This is a genomic window from Buchnera aphidicola (Cavariella theobaldi), from assembly GCF_964059165.1.
GTDB classification, from domain to species: domain Bacteria; phylum Pseudomonadota; class Gammaproteobacteria; order Enterobacterales; family Enterobacteriaceae; genus Buchnera; species Buchnera aphidicola_BO.
The window spans coordinates 489,610-508,932 of sequence record NZ_OZ060413.1; the positions used below are offsets into that span (position 1 = coordinate 489,610).

24 protein-coding genes, 2 tRNA genes, 2 rRNA genes and 1 pseudogene are annotated in these 19,323 nt (G+C 30.6%); 5 read left to right on the forward strand and 24 right to left on the reverse strand.

The window, feature by feature from the left end:
* The first annotated feature begins 43 nt into the window (after nt 1–43).
* Complete coding sequence (gene adk, locus AB4W59_RS02145; protein ID WP_367673015.1) at nt 44–694, forward strand: adenylate kinase; 651 nt, start codon at nt 44–46, stop codon at nt 692–694.
* Between the two features lie 18 nt (nt 695–712).
* Here the strand turns inward: adk and AB4W59_RS02150 are convergent.
* A tRNA-Arg gene (locus AB4W59_RS02150) sits at nt 713–786 on the reverse strand.
* 140 nt (nt 787–926) lie between these two features.
* On the opposite strand from AB4W59_RS02150, the gene folD reads away from it, so the two are divergent.
* Nucleotides 927–1,784 (forward strand): bifunctional methylenetetrahydrofolate dehydrogenase/methenyltetrahydrofolate cyclohydrolase FolD, encoded by an 858-nt coding sequence (gene folD, locus AB4W59_RS02155; protein ID WP_367673016.1) that lies wholly within the window; start codon nt 927–929, stop codon nt 1,782–1,784.
* Nucleotides 1,785–1,812: 28 nt separating this feature from the next.
* On the opposite strand, the gene cysS is transcribed toward folD, so the two are convergent.
* Nucleotides 1,813–3,198, reverse strand: coding sequence for a cysteine--tRNA ligase (cysS, locus tag AB4W59_RS02160; protein ID WP_367673017.1), 1,386 nt, complete (start codon nt 3,196–3,198; stop codon nt 1,813–1,815).
* A 153-nt stretch (nt 3,199–3,351) separates the two neighbouring features.
* Between cysS and ybeD the strand changes: the two genes are divergently transcribed.
* Entirely contained in the window at nt 3,352–3,615 is a 264-nt protein-coding gene (gene ybeD, locus AB4W59_RS02165) for a DUF493 family protein YbeD (protein WP_367673018.1), read from the forward strand.
* A 109-nt stretch (nt 3,616–3,724) separates the two neighbouring features.
* Here ybeD and cspE read toward each other — a convergent pair whose 3' ends face one another.
* From cspE to AB4W59_RS02200, 7 genes and pseudogenes are all read right to left on the reverse strand, one after another.
* On the reverse strand, nt 3,725–3,934 hold the full coding sequence (cspE, locus tag AB4W59_RS02170) for a transcription antiterminator/RNA stability regulator CspE (protein WP_009874442.1): 210 nt from the start codon (nt 3,932–3,934) through the stop codon (nt 3,725–3,727).
* A gap of 349 nt (nt 3,935–4,283) precedes the next feature.
* Nucleotides 4,284–4,399, reverse strand: a 5S ribosomal RNA gene (rrf, locus tag AB4W59_RS02175).
* Between the two features lie 114 nt (nt 4,400–4,513).
* Nucleotides 4,514–7,425, reverse strand: a 23S ribosomal RNA gene (locus AB4W59_RS02180).
* A 166-nt stretch (nt 7,426–7,591) separates the two neighbouring features.
* Nucleotides 7,592–7,664, reverse strand: a tRNA-Glu gene (locus AB4W59_RS02185).
* A 128-nt stretch (nt 7,665–7,792) separates the two neighbouring features.
* Nucleotides 7,793–8,641, reverse strand: coding sequence for a shikimate dehydrogenase (gene aroE, locus AB4W59_RS02190; protein ID WP_367673019.1), 849 nt, complete (start codon nt 8,639–8,641; stop codon nt 7,793–7,795).
* A pseudogene (locus tag AB4W59_RS02195) lies at nt 8,616–9,142 on the reverse strand (Sua5/YciO/YrdC/YwlC family protein). The gene aroE and the pseudogene AB4W59_RS02195 overlap by 26 nt, the downstream one beginning before the upstream one ends.
* 100 nt (nt 9,143–9,242) lie before the next feature.
* A complete protein-coding gene (locus AB4W59_RS02200) occupies nt 9,243–9,716 on the reverse strand; it encodes a DUF494 family protein (RefSeq protein WP_367673020.1) in 474 nt (157 codons plus the stop codon).
* Between the two features lie 272 nt (nt 9,717–9,988).
* Here AB4W59_RS02200 and def point away from each other — a divergent pair, with 272 nt between their 5' ends.
* Nucleotides 9,989–10,504, forward strand: a complete 516-nt coding sequence (gene def / locus AB4W59_RS02205) for a peptide deformylase (RefSeq protein WP_367673021.1) — start codon at nt 9,989–9,991, stop codon at nt 10,502–10,504.
* A 6-nt stretch (nt 10,505–10,510) separates the two neighbouring features.
* Nucleotides 10,511–11,458 carry a methionyl-tRNA formyltransferase gene (gene fmt / locus AB4W59_RS02210; protein ID WP_367673022.1) on the forward strand — a complete coding sequence of 316 codons (948 nt, stop codon included), beginning with the start codon at nt 10,511–10,513 and terminating at the stop codon, nt 11,456–11,458.
* A 122-nt stretch (nt 11,459–11,580) separates the two neighbouring features.
* On the opposite strand, the gene rplQ is transcribed toward fmt, so the two are convergent.
* The 15 genes from rplQ to rplE are packed head-to-tail and all read right to left on the reverse strand — an operon-like array spanning nt 11,581 to nt 19,315.
* The gene (gene rplQ, locus AB4W59_RS02215) at nt 11,581–11,973 is read right to left on the reverse strand and encodes a 50S ribosomal protein L17 (RefSeq protein WP_367673023.1); all 393 of its coding nucleotides are present in this window, start codon (nt 11,971–11,973) and stop codon (nt 11,581–11,583) included.
* Nucleotides 11,974–12,016: 43 nt separating this feature from the next.
* Nucleotides 12,017–13,006 (reverse strand): DNA-directed RNA polymerase subunit alpha, encoded by a 990-nt coding sequence (rpoA, locus tag AB4W59_RS02220; protein ID WP_367673024.1) that lies wholly within the window; start codon nt 13,004–13,006, stop codon nt 12,017–12,019.
* 26 nt (nt 13,007–13,032) lie between these two features.
* Nucleotides 13,033–13,653, reverse strand: a complete 621-nt coding sequence (gene rpsD / locus AB4W59_RS02225; RefSeq protein ID WP_367673025.1) for a 30S ribosomal protein S4 — start codon at nt 13,651–13,653, stop codon at nt 13,033–13,035.
* Nucleotides 13,654–13,680: 27 nt separating this feature from the next.
* Nucleotides 13,681–14,070 (reverse strand): 30S ribosomal protein S11, encoded by a 390-nt coding sequence (gene rpsK / locus AB4W59_RS02230; protein WP_367673345.1) that lies wholly within the window; start codon nt 14,068–14,070, stop codon nt 13,681–13,683.
* A gap of 21 nt (nt 14,071–14,091) precedes the next feature.
* Entirely contained in the window at nt 14,092–14,448 is a 357-nt protein-coding gene (gene rpsM / locus AB4W59_RS02235) for a 30S ribosomal protein S13 (protein WP_367673026.1), read from the reverse strand.
* A gap of 32 nt (nt 14,449–14,480) precedes the next feature.
* Complete coding sequence (gene rpmJ / locus AB4W59_RS02240; protein ID WP_367673027.1) at nt 14,481–14,597, reverse strand: 50S ribosomal protein L36; 117 nt, start codon at nt 14,595–14,597, stop codon at nt 14,481–14,483.
* A gap of 37 nt (nt 14,598–14,634) precedes the next feature.
* Nucleotides 14,635–15,954, reverse strand: a complete 1,320-nt coding sequence (secY, locus tag AB4W59_RS02245; protein ID WP_367673028.1) for a preprotein translocase subunit SecY — start codon at nt 15,952–15,954, stop codon at nt 14,635–14,637.
* 10 nt (nt 15,955–15,964) lie between these two features.
* Entirely contained in the window at nt 15,965–16,399 is a 435-nt protein-coding gene (rplO, locus tag AB4W59_RS02250; RefSeq protein WP_367673029.1) for a 50S ribosomal protein L15, read from the reverse strand.
* A gap of 4 nt (nt 16,400–16,403) precedes the next feature.
* Nucleotides 16,404–16,583: a 50S ribosomal protein L30 gene (gene rpmD / locus AB4W59_RS02255; RefSeq protein WP_367673030.1), complete on the reverse strand. Its 180-nt coding sequence runs from the start codon at nt 16,581–16,583 to the stop codon at nt 16,404–16,406.
* A gap of 10 nt (nt 16,584–16,593) precedes the next feature.
* Complete coding sequence (rpsE, locus tag AB4W59_RS02260) at nt 16,594–17,100, reverse strand: 30S ribosomal protein S5 (RefSeq protein WP_367673031.1); 507 nt, start codon at nt 17,098–17,100, stop codon at nt 16,594–16,596.
* Between the two features lie 14 nt (nt 17,101–17,114).
* Entirely contained in the window at nt 17,115–17,486 is a 372-nt protein-coding gene (rplR, locus tag AB4W59_RS02265; protein WP_367673032.1) for a 50S ribosomal protein L18, read from the reverse strand.
* 4 nt (nt 17,487–17,490) lie between these two features.
* A complete protein-coding gene (gene rplF, locus AB4W59_RS02270) occupies nt 17,491–18,027 on the reverse strand; it encodes a 50S ribosomal protein L6 (RefSeq protein WP_367673346.1) in 537 nt (178 codons plus the stop codon).
* Nucleotides 18,028–18,037: 10 nt separating this feature from the next.
* The gene (gene rpsH / locus AB4W59_RS02275) at nt 18,038–18,430 is read right to left on the reverse strand and encodes a 30S ribosomal protein S8 (protein ID WP_367673033.1); all 393 of its coding nucleotides are present in this window, start codon (nt 18,428–18,430) and stop codon (nt 18,038–18,040) included.
* A gap of 24 nt (nt 18,431–18,454) precedes the next feature.
* A complete protein-coding gene (gene rpsN / locus AB4W59_RS02280) occupies nt 18,455–18,760 on the reverse strand; it encodes a 30S ribosomal protein S14 (RefSeq protein WP_367673034.1) in 306 nt (101 codons plus the stop codon).
* 12 nt (nt 18,761–18,772) lie between these two features.
* A complete protein-coding gene (gene rplE / locus AB4W59_RS02285; protein WP_367673035.1) occupies nt 18,773–19,315 on the reverse strand; it encodes a 50S ribosomal protein L5 in 543 nt (180 codons plus the stop codon).
* Nucleotides 19,316–19,323: the final 8 nt, after the last annotated feature.

Below are 19,323 nucleotides of genomic sequence, written 5' to 3' on the forward strand. Positions count from 1 at the left end.
ACTATCTAGTAGTAATCTTCATAATTATGGAACATTTTATAAAATGCGCATTATTCTATTAGGTCCACCAGGAACAGGTAAGGGTACTCAAGGAGAATTTATTATTAAAAAATATAAAATTCCACATATATCTACAGGTAATCTTCTGCGTGAAAATATTAAGAAGAACAACAAGATAAGTGCAAAAATAAAAAATAATATAATTCAAGGAAAACTAGTTGATAATGATATTATTTGTTATTTACTACTACAAAGAATACAAAAACAAGATTGTCATAATGGATTTTTATTAGATGGTTTTCCAAGAAATATTACACAAGCTGAACTTTTGTCCAATCAAGGAATTAAAATTGATTATGTTTTAGAATTATTAATACCAAATGCATTAATATTAGAACGTCTATCTGGCAGAAGAATCCATAAATCTTCTGGTCGTATTTATCATATAAAATTTAATCCTCCAAAAAAACAGGAAATAGATGATATCACTGGAGAAAAATTAGATATTAGAGACGATGACAAAATAGAAGTTGTTCAAAAAAGATTAGAAGAGTATATGAAAATGACTTATCCATTAACAAAATATTATAAAGAAGAACACATAAAAAAAAAATTAAAGTATTTTAAAATTAATGGTGCTAATAAACTATTAAAAATAAAATCTAATATAGATAATATCTTAAAAAAAAAATAATTTTTATAAAATTTTTAATGCGCTCTACAGGATTTGAACCTGTGACCTACGGCTTAGAAGGCCGTTGCTCTATCCATCTGAGCTAAGAGCGCGTAAAAAAATGAATACCCAACTAATATAATATATATAAAAATAAATTACTAGTAATATTCTATATTATTTGTATTAAAAAATTATAGAATGATAATAGTAATTTTTCAATTACAAAATAAAATTTATAGAGTTACTACTAATGTCAGCAATAATTATTAATGGCAATAAAATCTCTAAAAAAATACAATTTGAAATTTTAAAAAAAGTTTTCAATAGAAAGAAAGAAAAAAAAAGAGTGCCAGGATTAGCTATAATTTTAATCGGATCTAATATTCCATCTCAAATATATGTACAAAAAAAACAAATAGCATGTAAAAATGTGGGATTTTTCTCGGAATATTGGTCATTTCCTGAAGATACGAGTGAACAAGAAATATTAACTCTTATTCATAAATTAAATAAAAATAAAAAAATAGATGGAATTTTAGTACAATTACCATTACCTATCCATATTAATTATATCAAAATACTCAGTAGTATTATACCAGATAAAGATGTAGATGGATTTCATCCATATAATATAGGATTTTTGTGTCAAAGAGAGCCAAAATTAAGAGCATGTACTCCCAAAGGAATTATTACGATGCTAACACACTATAAGATAAAAACTCATGGGTTACATGCAGTTATGATTGGAGCATCTAATATAGTTGGAAGACCTATGAGTTTAGAATTACTATTAGCAGGATGCACTATTACGATAACGCATCGTTTTACTAAAAATCTTAAAAAACATATAAAAGATGCTGACTTGTTAGTTGTAGCTGTAGGAAAGCCGAATTTTTTAAAAGGCGAATGGATTAAAAAAGGAGCTATTATTATCGATGTAGGCATCAACAGATTATCTAATGGTGATATAGTTGGTGATGTCGAGTTTGATTCAGCATTTTTAAGAGCGTCGTATATAACGCCTGTACCGGGTGGCGTGGGACCTATGACTGTAACAACATTATTACAAAATACATTAGAAGCATGTGAAAAATATCATGATAGTTAATATTTAACTAAAAAAATTTTAATATTATTTATTTTTTACGCCATTTCGTTTTTGTGGGACAATCTTCTAATAAGATATCTTGAGATAGCAATTGGTCTCGTATCTTATCTGCTTCTATCCAATGATGTGCATGTCTAGCAATATTTCTTTTTTGGATTAAAAGCTCTATTTTTTGAATTTCAGAAGAATCAAAAAAACTTTTTTTTTGCAAAAAATTTTCAGGTTTTTGCAATAAAAAACCTAAAGAACCCCCTAAAGAACGTAATCTAAACGATAATAAATTGGCTTGCATTATATTTTGTTTTTTTAAACAATTAATATCACGAGATAAACAAAAAAGTACAGAAAAAGCTCGTGGTGTATTAAAATCATCATTCATTGCATTTGTAAAATCGATGATATAATTTTTTCCTGCTGATACATTAGAAATAGGATTAGTATCATATAACGCTAAATATAAACGTTCCAGTGAAGATCGAGCTTGATCAAGAGATTTTGTAGAATAGTGAATAGGTTGCCGATAATGTGTTGATAAAAGAAAATAACGCACACTTTCGGCATCATAACATTTTAAAATATCTTTTAAAAAATGTATATTACCTAATGATTTTGACATTTTTTTATTTTTTTCTACTACCATTCCGGAATGCATCCAAAAATTAATTTTTGTTTTTTTATCTAATGATAAAGATTGTATTCTTTCGTTTTCATGATGTGGAAATAAAAGATCAGAGCCGCCTCCATGAATATCTAAACAATTTTCAAAAAATACTTTAATCATAGCACTACATTCAATATGCCATCCGGGACGGCCGCGACCCCATGGTGCATCCCAAGAAAATTTATGATTTGTTTCTTTTTTCCATAATATAAAATCTAATGGATTTTTTTTCATATTATTTATTGGAATACGTGATCCAGAAGCTAATAATTTTATAGATTGATGAGATAAAGATCCATAATCACAATTACTATCAATAGAAAACACTACATCATTATCATGATTAATATAAGCATATTTTTTATCAATTAATTCGCTAATAACATTAATGATATCTTGTATATAATTTGTAATACGAGGTTCTTCATCAGGAACTAATAAATCTAGCAAGGCAAAATCTTTATACATTGCATTAATCATATTTTTAGTAAAAATATTAATATCTATATTTTCTTTTATTGATTTTGTAATAATTTTATCATCAATATCCGTAATATTGCGAACATATGTGACATCAAAATGGGAATTTCGCAAATATCGCACGATCATATCAAATACTGTAAAAGTACGAGCATGTCCGATATGACAAAAATTATCTACAGTGACACCACATACGTACAAATTTATTTTGTTTTTTTTAATAGGCTTAAAAATTTCTTTTTTACATGTCAATGTATTAAAAATTTTTAACATAATATTTTATTTCCATTTTTTTAATATGCTAATATAAAATTAATATTATTGATAAAAAGTATAAATTTAATATTAAATATGTAATATTTTTTATAAATTTATTATAATTAATTTTCACGATTTTTTATAAAAAAAATAAAACCAGGATTAATAATGAAGACAAAATTACGAGAAATGTTAAAATTCCCTTGTTTTTTTACTTATAAGATCATTGGTTTATCACAACCTGAACTTATTGATCAAATAATAAGAGTCATTCAAATTCAGATTCCTGGAGATTATACACCTCAAGTAAAATCAAGTAATAGAGGAAATTATTTATCCGTTTCTATTACAATATGCGCGAAAAATTTTGAACAAATTGAAATTTTGTATCATGAAATTAGTAAAATTAATATAGTAAGAATAGTATTATAAAAAAAAATAAAATATCATTTTAAAACTATTTTCAAATAGTACGGTTCTATAAGAATCCGTACTATAAAGAACATATTTATTTTAAATAAAAAAAATCAAATAAATAAATCTATAAACTAATAACATTAGCAGCAGACGGTCCTTTTGCTCCTTCAGTAATTTCGAATTCAACACTTTGACCTTCTGCTAAAGTTTTAAATCCATTACTTTGTATTGCTGAAAAATGCACAAATACATCTTTGCTTCCATCTTCCGGAGTAATAAAACCAAACCCTTTAGATTCATTAAACCACTTAACATTACCTTTAATCTTGGACATCTATATTACCTTCACATGAAAAATATATATTCAATTAAAAAAGAGATTATCATTAAATGATAAACTATTCTCCTATAGAATACTAAAAATAAAAAATATAAAGACGTACTGCATTTATCTATATATAAATATACGCAAAAAAAAAAAAAATATTATTGCATCTATAATTTTAATATTTTACAAAATAAACTATATTGATTTAATAAAAAATTAAATTGATGAATAATATTTTATTATACTAGATACTATACTATTGATAAATAAAAATAGTAATAAAATTTATTATAAAATTTTAATTTATTATATAAAATACAAAAAAACCCGAAAATTTTCGGGTTTTTTTGTATTTGCCTGGCTATAACCTACTCTCACACGGGGAGTCCCCGTACTACCATTGGCGTTTCAGCATTTCACTTCTGAGTTCGAAATGGATTCAGGTGGTACCACTGTACTATTTTTGCCAGGCATTTTATAATTTATTTAAGTATTTTAATAAAAATATGATTTAAAAAAATAATAAATTCAGTAAAAACAAGCTTGTTAATTTTTTTATTTTCTTAAAAACACCTCTGGTGTTGTAAGGTTAAGCCTCTTGGGTCATTAGTACTAGTTAGCTCAATATATTACTATACTTACACATCTAGCCTATCAACGTTGTAGTCTTCAACGTCCCTTCAGTAAACATTTCTGTTTCAGGGAAGATTAATCTTGGGGCAAGTTTCGTGCTTATATGCGTTCAGCACTTATCTTTTCCGTATTTAGCTACCGGGCAATGCCATTGGCATGACAACCCGAACACCAGTGATACGTCCACTTCGGTCCTCTCGTACTAGAAGCAGCCCCCCTCAGTCTTCCAACGTCCACGGCAGATAGGGACCGAACTGTCTCACGACGTTCTAAACCCAGCTCGCGTACCACTTTAAATGGCGAACAGCCATACCCTTGGGACCTGCTTCAGCCCCAGGATGTGATGAGCCGACATCGAGGTGCCAAACACCGCCGTCGATATGAACTCTTGGGCGGTATCAGCCTGTTATCCCCGGAGTACCTTTTATCCGTTGAGCGATGGCCCTTCCATTCAGAACCACCGGATCACTAAGACCTGCTTTCGCACCTGCTCGCGTTATCACGCTCGCAGTCAAACTGGCTTATGCCTTTGCACTAACCTCACGATGTCCGACCGTGATTAGCCAATCTTCGTACTCCTCCGTTACTCTTTGGGAGGAGACCGCCCCAGTCAAACTACCCACCAGACACTGTTCCTGTACCGGATTACGGCACTAGGTTAGAATACCGAATTTTAAAGGGTGGTATTTCACGTGTGGCTCCATTAAAACTAGCGTTTTAATTTCATAGCCTCCCACCTATTCTACACATTAAAATTTAGAATTCAGTGTCAAGCTATAGTAAAGGTTCACGGGGTCTTTCCGTCTTGCCGCGGATATACTGCATCTTCACAGCAATTTCAATTTCACTGAGTCCCAGGTGGAGACAGCCTGGCCATCATTACGCCATTCGTGCAGGTCGGAACTTACCCGACAAGGAATTTCGCTACCTTAGGACCGTTATAGTTACGGCCGCCGTTTACCGGGGCTTCAGTCTGGAGCTTCAAGTTTCCTTTAACCCCTTCGATTAACCTTCCGGCACCGGGCAGGCGTCACACCGTATACGTCCACTTTCGTGTTTGCACAGTGCTGTGTTTTTAATAAACAGTTGCAGCCAGCTGGTATCTTCGACTAGCTTCAGCTATTGGAGTAAATCCTTTCACTTACAACTAGCGTGCCTTCTCCCGAAGTTACGGCACTATTTTGCCTAGTTCCTTCACCTGGGTTCTCTCAAGCGCCTTAGTATTCTCTACTTAACTACCTGTGTCGGTTTTGGGTACGATTTAATATTACCTGATGCTTAGAGGCTTTTCTTGGAAGCGTGGTATTAGTTACTTTATTACCGTAGTAATTCGTCATCGTGCCTCAGATTAAAGATAATCGGATTTGCCTAATTATCATACCTACACACTTAAACCAGGATAACCGTCACCTGGATAACCTAACCTTCTTCGTCCCCACTTCGCAGTAATATTAAGCACAGGAATATTAACCTGTTTACCATCGACTACGCTTTTCAGCCTCGCCTTAGGGGTCGGCTTACCCTGCCCCGATTAACGTTGGACAGGAAACCTTAGTTTTTCGGCGAGCAAGTTTTTCACTCGCTTTATCGTTACTCATGTCAGCATTCGCACTTCTGATACCTCCAATATACTTTACAATATATCTTCATTGGCTTACAGAACGCTCCCCTACCCAACAAAAAAATAATTTTTTGCTGCCGCAGCTTCGGTGCATAGTTTGAGCCCCGTTATATCTTCCGCGCAGGCCGACTTGACCAGTGAGCTATTACGCTTTCTTTAAATGATGGCTGCTTCTAAGCCAACATCCTGGCTGTTTATGCCTTCCCACATCGTTTCCCACTTAACTATGACTTTGGGACCTTAGCTGGCGGTCTGGGTTGTTTCCCTTTCCACAACGAACGTTAGCACCCGCTGTGTGTCTCCCGTGATAACATTCTACGGTATTCGGAGTTTGCATCGGATTGGTAAGCCGGGATGGCCCCCTAACCGAAACAGTGCTCTACCCCCGAAGATGAATTCACGAGGCGCTACCTAAATAGCTTTCGGGGAGAACCAGCTATCTCCCGGTTTGATTGGCCTTTCACCCCTAGCCACAGGTCATCCGCTGATTTTTCAACATCAGTCGGTTCGGTCCTCCAGTTGGTTTTACCCAACCTTCAACCTGCCCATGGCTAGATCACCGGGTTTCGGGTCTGTACCCTGAAACTTAACGCCTATTTAGGACTCGGTTTCCCTTCGGCTCCCTTATTAAGTTAACCTTGCTACAGAGTACAAGTCGCTGACCCATTATACAAAAGGTACGCAGTCACATAAAATAAAAATATGCTTCCACTGCTTGTACGTACACGGTTTCAGGTTCTATTTCACTCCCCTCGCCGGGGTTCTTTTCGCCTTTCCCTTACGGTACTAGTTCACTATCGGTCAGTCAGGAGTATTTAGCCTTGGAGGATGGTCCCCCCATATTCAAACAGGATTTCTCGTGTCCCGCTCTACTTTTCGAACTCACAATTTAAACTTTTTATATACTGGGCTATCACCGTGTATCGCTGATTTTTCCAAATCATTCTACTATAGTTTAAATTGATTATAGTTCTGGGCTGGTCCCTTTTCGTTCGCCACTACTAAGGGAATCTCGGTTGATTTCTTTTCCTCAAGGTACTTAGATGTTTCAGTTCTCTTGGTTTGCTTTATTAACTTATTTAATTCAGTTAATAATGATGCAAATTTTGCATCGGGTTTCCCCATTCGGATATCGACGGTTATTGCGCTTCATATCAGCTTACCGACGCTTTTCGCAGATTAGCACGTCCTTCTTCGCCTCTGACTGCCAAGGCATTCACCATGTACGCTTATACGCTTAACCTTACAACCCACAGGTGTTTTTTTATTTAAAAAAACTTTATTTATGCTTGTTTTCCGAATTTTTAAAGAGCTTTTATTTTAAATTTTTAATAATGTTCTTAAATCTTTAAGAATAATAACACAATAATTTCAATTAGTATATATTATTTTAAAAATTTTTACTTTTTCGTCCCCTAGGGGATTTGAACCCCTGTTGCCGCCGTGAAAGGGCGATGTCCTAGACCTCTAGACGAAGGGGACTAAATGATTTATAACATAAAAACAGATATATTATTATAATGAATCATACAGATTGAAAAAAAAAGAGTCAAGCATTTTTATTGAAAAAAAATTAAAATACATGTTTATTTAAAAAAATATTTTTATAATTATAAAAAACATTTTTTTTCTAATTGTTGAATCAGAGGACTAATTTCAGGCAAAATACCATGCCAAAAAAAACAGGAATGTGCTGCTTGTAAAATTAGCATACCTATACCATCTGCCACATAATTAGCGCCTATTTCAATACACCAGTTAATAAAAACAGTATTACTAACGTGATAATTCATATCATAAAAAAATGTTTTAGAAGATACTAAAGAAACAGGAAAAAAGTCTTTTTTTATATTATTATTTCTGGATATAGCATTAATAATTAAATCAAACTTTTTTTTTATAATACTATCATCAAAAACTTTTATATTTCCAAATTGATTAAATTGTAAAACTAATTTTTTCGCATTTAAAAAAGTTCTATTTAAAATATATACTGAACATCCAAAAGTTAAAAGATGGAAAAGAATACCTCGTACTGCTCCACCAGCGCCCAGTATTAAAATAGAAAAATTTTTTTTTATAAAATTTAATCGAATTAAATCAGATAATAAACCTATTCCATCAGTATTATCACCTAAAAGTGTATTATGATTAATTTTTTTTAATGTATTCACAGATTGAGATATTTTAGCACAATCTGTTAATTGATCTGATAATAAATATGCTTGTTCTTTAAAAGGTGCTGTAACATTTGCTCCTACACCATCATATTTAAAAAAATTTGATACAGTATCAGAAAAATCAAAAATTGGTACTTTAATCGATTGATAGTTATAAACGATGCCTATTTGTTTAGAAAAAAAATTATGAATAAAAGGAGATTTGCTGTGAGCAACAGGGTTTCCAAACAGAACGTAATTATTTTTTTTAAAATTATGCATTGCGTATGAATTGTCCATTAATAACATCAATTATTGTAGAAGGTTTTTTTTCATGTCCTATCTTACCATTATATAATGGAAAGTCTTGACCAAATTCTTTAAAAACAGATTTTTCACTTAAACATGGTGGCATATTCGAAATATTAGCACTAGTAGATATTATTGCTTTTCCAAACATATTACATAGCTGAACTATACTAGAATGCGCACTAATTCTTACTGCTACGGTATTAAATTTTCCAGTTAACCAATATGGCGCGGAAAAATTAGCTGGAACTAAAAAAGTAAATGGACCTGGCCAAAAAAAAACATCATTTTTTTTTGTTGAGAAGACAGTGCTAATTCATTTATATATCTTTTTATTTGGCTATAATTTGAAGCCACTAATATTAAGCCTTTTTCAATCTTTCTTTTTTTTAAATGTAATAATTTATATACAGCTTTTGGACTGGTCGGATCGCATCCTAAACCAAACATTGACTCAGTCGGATAAGCAATAACATTATTTTTTTTTAACATTTCTACACAATAAACTAATGAATTTAAATCATTTTTCTGATGCATTACAATAACTCTGCTCTAAAGAAAAAAATTTTTTTATGTATATAATATAATATTATCAATGAATCATTTTTTTTGGTATATTAAATAATAAATTTTCTAATTTATGATAAACCATTTCACATCCAGGAATATTAAATAATACAATTAAAACAATCCATTTAAAATCTTCTAAATTAAGTTCAACAATATCTAAAGCCATGATTCTTTCAATAATCATTTCGCGCGTATTAATAGTTACAATTTCTAACTGTTCTAAAAAAAACATAAAGCCACGACAATCTATATTTAATCGCAAAGATTCTTCTTTAGTATAAATTCGTGTAGAAATCTGATTAGAAAAATCTTTTTCTGGAAAAACTATATTTTCTTTGTATGAAGATAACGTTTTCAGCCACACCAAAGCATTAAAAATATCCTTATTTTGAAAACCTATATCTGATAAATCGTTTTTTAGAATTTCATAATCAATTGATAAGTTCAATTCGTTATGAACATAAGTTTCAAATAAATATATTAATACATCAAACATTATATCCTCAATTATAATCCTAAAATATATAAATATTTTTGAGACATATTTTATAAAAAAATATGGTTAATAAATGTATAAGAAAAAAAATTTATTTTATAGCAAAACATAATTTTATTATAAGTTCATCCTTGAAACAAGAAAGCATAGTAAAAATATATATAAGAATTTTAAAAAATAATTTATTAAAACATTTTAAACTAAACTTTTTAATTACAATAAAAAAGTTTATACTAATACATAAAACTTAATCATTTTGCATAAAATACTATATGTCTTGTTTAAAAATTCTTTACTATCCTGATGAAAGACTACGTTGCGTAGCTCAACCCGTAAGTCAATTTAATCAAAAAATTTATGAAATTGTTCATAATATGATTAAAATTATGAATCAAGAAGACGGTATTGGTCTTGCTGCAACTCAAATTAATATCCCATTACAAATTATAGTTATTAAAAAACTCGACGAAAAGCAAGAAAATTTAATACTCATTAATCCTAAAATTGTAAAAAAGCATGGTTGCACTAGTATCGAAGAGGGGTGCTTATCTATTCCTGAATACAGAGCTTTTATACCTAGGTCAAATTATATTAAAGTAAAAGCTATGAATATGAAAGGTAAGAAAATAGAAATAGAAGCAGAATCTATATTATCTATTTGTATACAGCATGAAATAGATCATTTAATCGGTAAATTATTCATTGATTATCTTTCTAATTTAAAAAAGAATCGTATACATAAAAAATTTATGAAGATACAAAAAAAAATATCCGCTCAAAGGAATTAAATACATGTGAAAAAATTAAAAATTATCTTTGCTGGTACTTCATATTTTTCTGCAGAGCATTTAAATGCATTAATTTTTACATCTTATCAAGTCGTGGCTGTTATTACTCAGCCGGATAAACCATGTGGAAGAGGACAAAAAATACAATTTTCTCCTGTTAAGATAATATCAAAAAAAAATAATATTCCTGTTTTTCAACCATTGTATTTAAACGAAAAAACATTTCTGGATGATATATCCAGATTAAACGCCGATATTATGATTGTTGTAGCTTATGGTAGAATTGTACCAAAAATTATACTCACTATGTTTCCGATGGGTTGTATTAATGTACATGCATCACTTTTACCTAGATGGAGAGGAGCCACACCTATTCAATCAGCAATAATACATGGAGACAAAGAAACCGGAATCACTATTATTGAAATGAACGAAACAATTGATACTGGAAAAATAATATATTCAGAAGCATGTTCTATTTTATCTTTCGATACCACTTATACATTATCTCTAAAATTAATTAATATTGGTATTAAATCTCTATTAAAAACTTTAAAAAACATTATCAATAAAAAAATTACAAAAAAAAAACAAAATGAAAAAAATTGTCTTGTATCATATAAAATTGAAAAAAAAGATGGATTATTAAAATGGAATCAAAAGGCAACAAAATTAGAGCGCATAATAAGAGCTTTTAATCCATGGCCTACTGCATATTTTAAAATAAATAATACAATAATAAAAGTATGGCAAGCTGAAGTAATACCTCTGGATATATGCACTGATTCTGTAGGGGAAATAATTAAAACAAATCAACAAGGTATTCAAGTGAATACAGCTTATCAAATATTAAATATTCAAAAATTACAAATATCTGGAAAAAAAATAATTACTAGTAGAGAAATTCTTCTTTCAAAAAAAAATTGGTTTAAAGTTGGAGCAATTCTAGTATAAAATATATCTTAAAAAATAAGCAAACGGAATTACCACCGTTTGCTATCACAAAAAGCAACATCAATGTTTCAAAAAAATATTTTTTATATATTAAAAACTGTATGTATTCAATATACAATATTTTATTTTTTTTCTATTTCTTTATTTACATTTTTTTTTATACGATCTACTAGTTCAATATAAGCCATTGGAGCTTTATCTCCAAATCTAAAACCGCATTTTAAAATGCGAGTATAACCACCTAATCTACTGTAATATACTGGTCCTATATTTTTAAATAATTTAGCTACAATTTCATTATTACGAATTTTAGAAAATACTAGTCGTCTATTTGAAACATTATCAATTTTAGATATAGTAATAATAGGCTCAACAATACGACGTAATTCTTTTGCTTTTGCTAGCGTAGTTTTTATAATTTCATTTGAAAAAAAAGAACATGCCATATTATTTAACATTGCATTAAGATGGTTACGACTACGATTTAAATGGCGACCACTTTTACGATGACGCATATATTTATCCTTTTTCAATATTTTATATATAATAAGTTATTGATTAATCATCTGTAATACTTACAGGAGGCCAGTTCTCTAATCGCATTCCTAAAGATAAATTACGAGAAGCGAGTATATCTTTAATTTCTGTTAAAGATTTTTTTCCTAAATTAGGAGTTTTAAGAAGATCTACCTCCGTTCTTTGAACCAAATCACCAATATAATGTATAGATTCCGCTTTTAAACAATTGGCTGAACGTACTGTTAATTCTAAATCATCTACCGGTCTTAGTAAAATGGGTTCAAATTCAGGCTTTTCATCTTTAATTTCTGGTTCACGCACATCTCTTAAATCAACAAAAGCTTCTAATTGTTCTGCTAAAATAGTAGCAGCACGCCGTATAGCCTCTTCAGGATCAATTGTACCATTAGTTTCCATTTCAATTACTAATTTATCCAAGTCTGTTCTTTGTTCAACACGAGCCGCTTCAACGTTATAAGAAATTCGATCTATTGGACTATAACAAGCATCTACTAATAAACAACCAATTGGTCTTGATGAATCTTCTATATGCATCCTAGAAGCAGCTGGTACATAACCTCTTCCACGCTGCACTTTAATACGCATTTTAATAGAAGAGTGTATGTCTGTTAAATGACAAATTAAGTGTTCTGGTTTAATAATTTCTACATCAGCATCATGAATAATATCTGCTGCTATCACAGAAGAAATTCCAGACTTATTTAGTGTTAAAATAGCTTCATCTTTACCATATACTTTTACAGCTAAACTTTTCAAATTTAATAAAATTTCTAAAATATCCTCGTGTATACCTTCTTTTGTACTATATTCGTGTAAAACTCCGTCAATTTCTACTTCAGTTACTGCGCAACCCGGCATAGAAGAAAGTAAAATTCTACGAAGTGCATTACCTAAGGTGTGGCCAAATCCTCTCTCTAAAGGTTCTAAAGTAATTTTTGTATGAGTGTTACTAATTTGTTCAATATCTACTAAACGAGGTTTTAAAAAACTAATGATAGAATTACGCATATTATCTTTTTCCTTAATGACAAACTTTACTTTGAATACAGTTCGACAATTAAATGTTCATTAATTTCAGCAGATAAATCAGAACGCTCCGGAAATCGTTTAAATAATCCTATCATTTTAGTTGCATCTACTTCCAACCAAATAGGTTTTTCGCGCTGTTCATAAAAATCTAACGATGCTTTAATACGTGATTGATTTTTAGACTTTTCTCTTATTGCAATACGATCTTTAGGACTTAATTGATAAGATGCTATATTTACAATTTTATTATTAACAGATACTGATTTATGATTAATTAATTGTCTTGCTTCCGCTCGAGTACATGCAAATCCCATACGATATACTATGTTGTCGAGCCTATTTTCTAATAGCTTTAATAAATTCTCTCCGGTATTACCTTTAGAACGAGCAGCTATTTTATAATAAATTCTAAATTGACGCTCTAAAATACCGTATAAACGACGTACTTTTTGTTTTTCACGTAACTGAAGAGCATAATCAGATAATCGAGGTTTACGAAGACCATGTTGTCCAGGTGGCTGTTCTATTTTACATTTAGAATCAATAGAACGAAATCCTGATTTTAAAAATAAATCAGTACCTTCACGTCGACTTAATTTTAATTTAGGACCTAAATATTTTGCCATATAATATTCCTTATGAAATATATAAATTTACACACGACGTTTTTTAGGAGGGCGACAACCATTATGTGGAATTGGCGTAACATCAGTGATATTGGTAATACGGAATCCTGCAGCATTTAAAGCACGAATCGTCGATTCTCTACCAGGTCCAGGACCTTTAACCATTACTTCTAAATTTTTTATACCATAATCTTTAACTATTTCTGCGCATCGTTCAGCAGCTACCTGAGCTGCAAAAGGAGTCGATTTTCGAGATCCTCTAAATCCAGACCCACCTGAAGTGGCCCATCCCAAAGTATTTCCCTGCCTATCAGTTATAGTAACAATAGTATTGTTAAAAGATGCATGAATGTGAGCAATACCATCTAAAATTTGTTTTTTAATTCGTTTACGTGGACGAACTGTATTTTTTAGTATCATAATACTTATGCACCTACATTATTTTTTTATTGGTTTTCTAGGACCCTTGCAAGTTCGAGCATTAGTCTTAGTTCTTTGTCCATTTACAGGAAGACCCCTTCGATGACGTATTCCACGATAACAATTTAAATCAATTAAACGCTTAATATTTAAAGTCTTTTCTCTTCTTAAATCTCCTTCTACTAAATACTTTAAAACATGTTGCCGAATTAATTCTATTTGAGCATCGCTTAAATCTAGAATTTTAGAATTTTCAGAAATGTTTGAAAGATAACAAATTTTTTTAGAACGTGTTTTACCAATACCATATATTGAAGTCAAAGCTATTGAAGTATGTTTATTATCTGGAATATTAATACCCGCAATACGTGCCATAATATAAAATCCTTATTATTATAAAATAAAAATTAACCTTGACGCTGTTTATGCTTAGGATCATTACTACAAATCACGCGTACAACGTTGTTTCTTCGTATGATTCTACAATTACGACATAATACCTTGACTGACGCCTGTACTTTCATATTTTCCTTATATACTAAATTAATCTATAAAATTCTATTAATAAAAATGAGATTTTTTTAAAATAGACTCGTATTGATTTGACATAATTAATGTTTGAATTTGCGAAATAAAATCCATAATCACCACTACAACAATCAATAAAGATGTACCACCAAAATAAAAAGGAACATGCATTGCACGTCGCATGAATTCTGGTATTAAACAAATAAAAGTAATATATAAAGCACCAATTAACGTTAATCGCAATGTAATATTACCAATATATTCCGCAGTTTGTTTTCCAGGTCTAATTCCCGCAATAAAAGCACCTGATTTTTTTAAATTATCTGCTGTTTCTCTAGCATTAAAAACTAATCCAGTATAAAAAAAGCAAAAGAAAATAATAGAAAAAATATATAATATTAAATATATAGGTTGATTGGGTTGTAAATAAAAAGCAATCCATTTCAAAAAATACCATTTATTACTAGTTTTAAAAAATGACATTATTGTAATCGGAAATAAAACAATACTAGAAGCAAAAATCGCTGGTATTACACCAGACATGTTAACTTTTAACGGTAAATGAGTACTTGGTGAAGAATAAACACGATGTCCTTTTTGACGTTGTGCATAATGAACAGTAATTTTTCTTTGACCACGCTCAACAAAAACAACAACAAAAATCACAAAAAAAATTAATAAAAGGATCAATAAAAATAAAAAAAAATTCAAAGTACCTTCTCGTAATTGCTCAAGAGTATGTCCAATAGAAGCGGGTAATCCTGCAATAATTCCAATAAATATAATAATGGAAATTCCATTACCTAGACCACATTCAGTAATCAATTCACCTAGCCACATTAAAAACATTGTACCCGTAACTAAACTAATTACTGAAACAAAATAAAAATAAAAATCAGGCTGTATTACAATATCATGTAAACCTAAAATACTAGGCAGGCTAGTGGCCACGCCGACAGACTGAAAAATAGCTAATATTAAAGTAGTATATCGCGTATATTGATTAATCTTATTACGTCCAGATTCACCTTCTTTTTTTATTTCAGATAAAGCTGGATAGACCAATGTAAGCAATTGTATAATAATAGAAGCTGATATATATGGCATAATTCCCAAAGAAAGAATGGAAGCACGACTTAAAGCACCCCCAGAAAACATATTAAACATTTCTACGAAAGTACCTTGATGATCATTCAACAATGTAGATAATATTTTTGTATCAATACCTGGAATTGGAATAAAAGAACCAACGCGAAAGATAATCAAAGCTATAATAACAAAAAATACTCTTTGTTTTAGTTCGCCTAACCCTTTTTGACCACCTAAAAATTTTGATCTAAAATTCTTAACCATTATCAACTAATCATCCTTCAATTTTACCGCCAAAATTTTCAATTACAATACGTGCACCCTTGGTTACTCGCAATCCTTTCATGAATAAAGGTACTGAAATTGTTCCGGAAAGAATAATTTTGACACGCTGAATATTTTTATTGATAATATTTTTTTTCTTTAAAAAATCTAAATCAATAATGTTTTTAGAAAAACAAGATAAATCTGATAAACGAACTTCTGTAGTAATATTTTTTTTTCTCGAATTAAAACCAAATTTTGGTAATCTTCTATATAAAGGCATCTGCCCACCTTCAAAACCTCTACGAATACTACTACCAGATCTAGATTTTTGACCCTTATGACCACGACCTGCAGTTTTACCACAACCTGAACCAATACCACGGCCGACACGTTTCCGATTGACACGAGATCCGAATGCAGGAGAAAGAGTGTTTAAATACATTGCTCTATTCCTTTTCTATTTTTAAAATATAAGAGACTTTTTTAATCATACCTTGCAGAGATGGAGTATCTCTACGTGTTACTGTATGCCCAATATAACGTAATCCCAGTCCTAATAATGTTTTTTTATGATTAGGTAATCTTCCTATAGAACTTTTGATTTGAGTTATTTTAATAGTTTTCATGAAATAAAGTTTATCCTAATATATCTTTAACACATTTATTTCTTTTAGCAGCAACCATATCTGGAGATTTCATTTTTTTTAAACCATTTATCGTTGCCCTAACAACATTAATGGGATTAGTAGAACCATATGTTTTTGCTAGAACATTATGTATACCAGCTACTTCTAATACTGCACGCATAGCTCCACCAGCTATAATTCCAGTACCATCAGAAGCTGGTTTCATGAAAATATTTGAACCAGTATGAGAGCCTTTTAAAGAATGTTGTAAAGTTTTATTGATTAATGGTATTGAAATCATATTCCGTCGCGCTTTTTCCATGGCTTTTTGAATAGCAGCTGGAACTTCACGCGCTTTACCATATCCAAAACCTACTCTTCCTTCTCCATTGCCAACGACAGTCAATGCGGTAAAAGAAAAAACACGACCACCTTTTACAGTTTTTGAAACACGATTTACTGAGATTAATTTTTCTTGTAAATCATTATTATTATTTTTTTTTTCAATGTTAGACATTCTATCATTTCACCTTAAAACTTTAACCCAGCTTCACGCGCAGACTCTGCTAATTCTTTAATTCGGCCATGATATCTAAAACCAGATCGATCAAAAGCAATAGCATCAATAATACCCTTTTTTAGTGCTCTCTCAGCAATAATCTTACCAATAGCTGATGCAGCCTCTTTATTTCCAGTATATCTTAAATGATTACTAATATCTTTTTCTAAAGTAGACGCTGTCACTAAAACTTTAGATTCGATAGGAGAAATCACTTGCGCATAAATATGACGTGAAGTACGATGTATTACTAATCGAATAGCGTTCAATTGTTTCATTTTTTTACGTGCTTTAATAGATCGACGTATACGTGCATCAATTTTTTTATTTATAGAAGTTTTCATATTATTACTTCTTCTTAGCCTCTTTAATACGTACTTTTTCATCAATATAACGAATACCTTTACCTTTATATGGCTCTGGTATCCTATAAGAACGCAAATTAGCTGCAATTTGACCAACCAGTTGCTTATCAATTCCCTTTATTACTATTTCTGTTGAAGATGGATTTTCTGCTTCAATATCTGGAGGTAGTTGATATTCAATAATATGAGAATAACCTAGTGATAAATTAATGACGTTATTTCTTGTTATTGAAACACGATATCCTACCCCAGACAATTGTAATTTTTTAAAAAATTTTTCTGATACACCGATAACCATAGAATTTACCAGTGCTCTTGATGTACCTGCTTGTGCCCACCCATTAGAACAATTCATGCGAGAAGAAAAACTTATTTTTTTATCGTTATATTCAATTTTTACTAATGGATGAATTAGACGTGAAAGATGACCATATTTTCCTTTAATTGATATTAATTGATTTTTTAATTCTACATTAATACCGGAAGAAATAAAAATAGGACGTTTCGCAATACGAGACATTGTTTCTCCATTAAGATACATAACAGATAATTTCACCACCAAGACCAACCTGGCGCGCTCTACGATCAGTCATAACTCCTTTAGAAGTAGAAATAACTGCTATCCCCAAACCAGCCATAACTTGAGGTAATTTATTTTTTTTCTTATATATTCTTAAACTAGGACAACTCACTCGTTTAATACTTTCTATTACAGATTTTCCTTTAAAATATTTTAAAAAAATTTCTAATTCTAATTTAACATCGCCTATAATATTAAAACTTTGAATATAACCTTCTTTTTTTAATACTTCAAGAATAGCTTTTTTTAATTTCGAACAAGGCATAGTCACAGAAAATTTATTAGCTGATTGACCATTGCGAATACGAGTTAACATGTCTGCTATTGGATCTTGCATACTCATTATAAACTCCTTAAAATACAATTTTTACCAACTAGATTTTTTTAAACCTGGAATTTCACCTTTCATAGCAGCCTCTCTAACTTTAATACGACTTAATCCAAACTTCCGTAAAAAAGCATGCGGACGACCAGTTTGTCTACATCTATTTCTTTGACGTGAAGGACTAGAATCACGAGGAAACGTTTGTAACTTTAAGACGGCATTCCATCGATCTTTTTCTGGTAAAGAAACATTAGAAATAATGTTTTTTAATTCCATACGTTGAGTATAAAACTTATTAGACAATATTATACGTTTTTTTTCTCTCGCTTTCATAGATTCTTTAGCCATTGTTTAAAACCTTCATTGCTTACGAAAAGGAAAATTAAAAGAAGATAATAACTCATAACCTTCTTGGTCAGATGTTGCAGTAGTAGTAATAGTTACATCTAAACCACGCACTCGATCAATTTTGTCATAATCAATTTCCGGAAAAATAATTTGTTCTCGAATACCAATACTATAATTACCCTGACCATCAAAAGAGTTTTTTGAAAGACCACGAAAATCACGTATGCGTGGTATAGCAATAATAATTAAACGCTCAAAAAAATCCCATTTTCTTTGACCTCGTAAAGTTACTTTACAACCAATAGGATAACCTTGTCGAATTTTAAAACCCGAAACTGATTTTCGTGCTTTGGTAATCAAAGGTTTTTGACCAGAAATGACTGTTAAATCTAAAATTGCATGATCCAATGTTTTTTTATTAGAAGAAGCAGATCCCACACCCATATTTAAAGTAATTTTCTCAATTGTAGGCACTTGCATTATAGAAGTATATTTTAGTTTAAGCATTAATTTTTGTATGACTTTTGATTTATAATAATTATACAATGTCACCATTATATTAC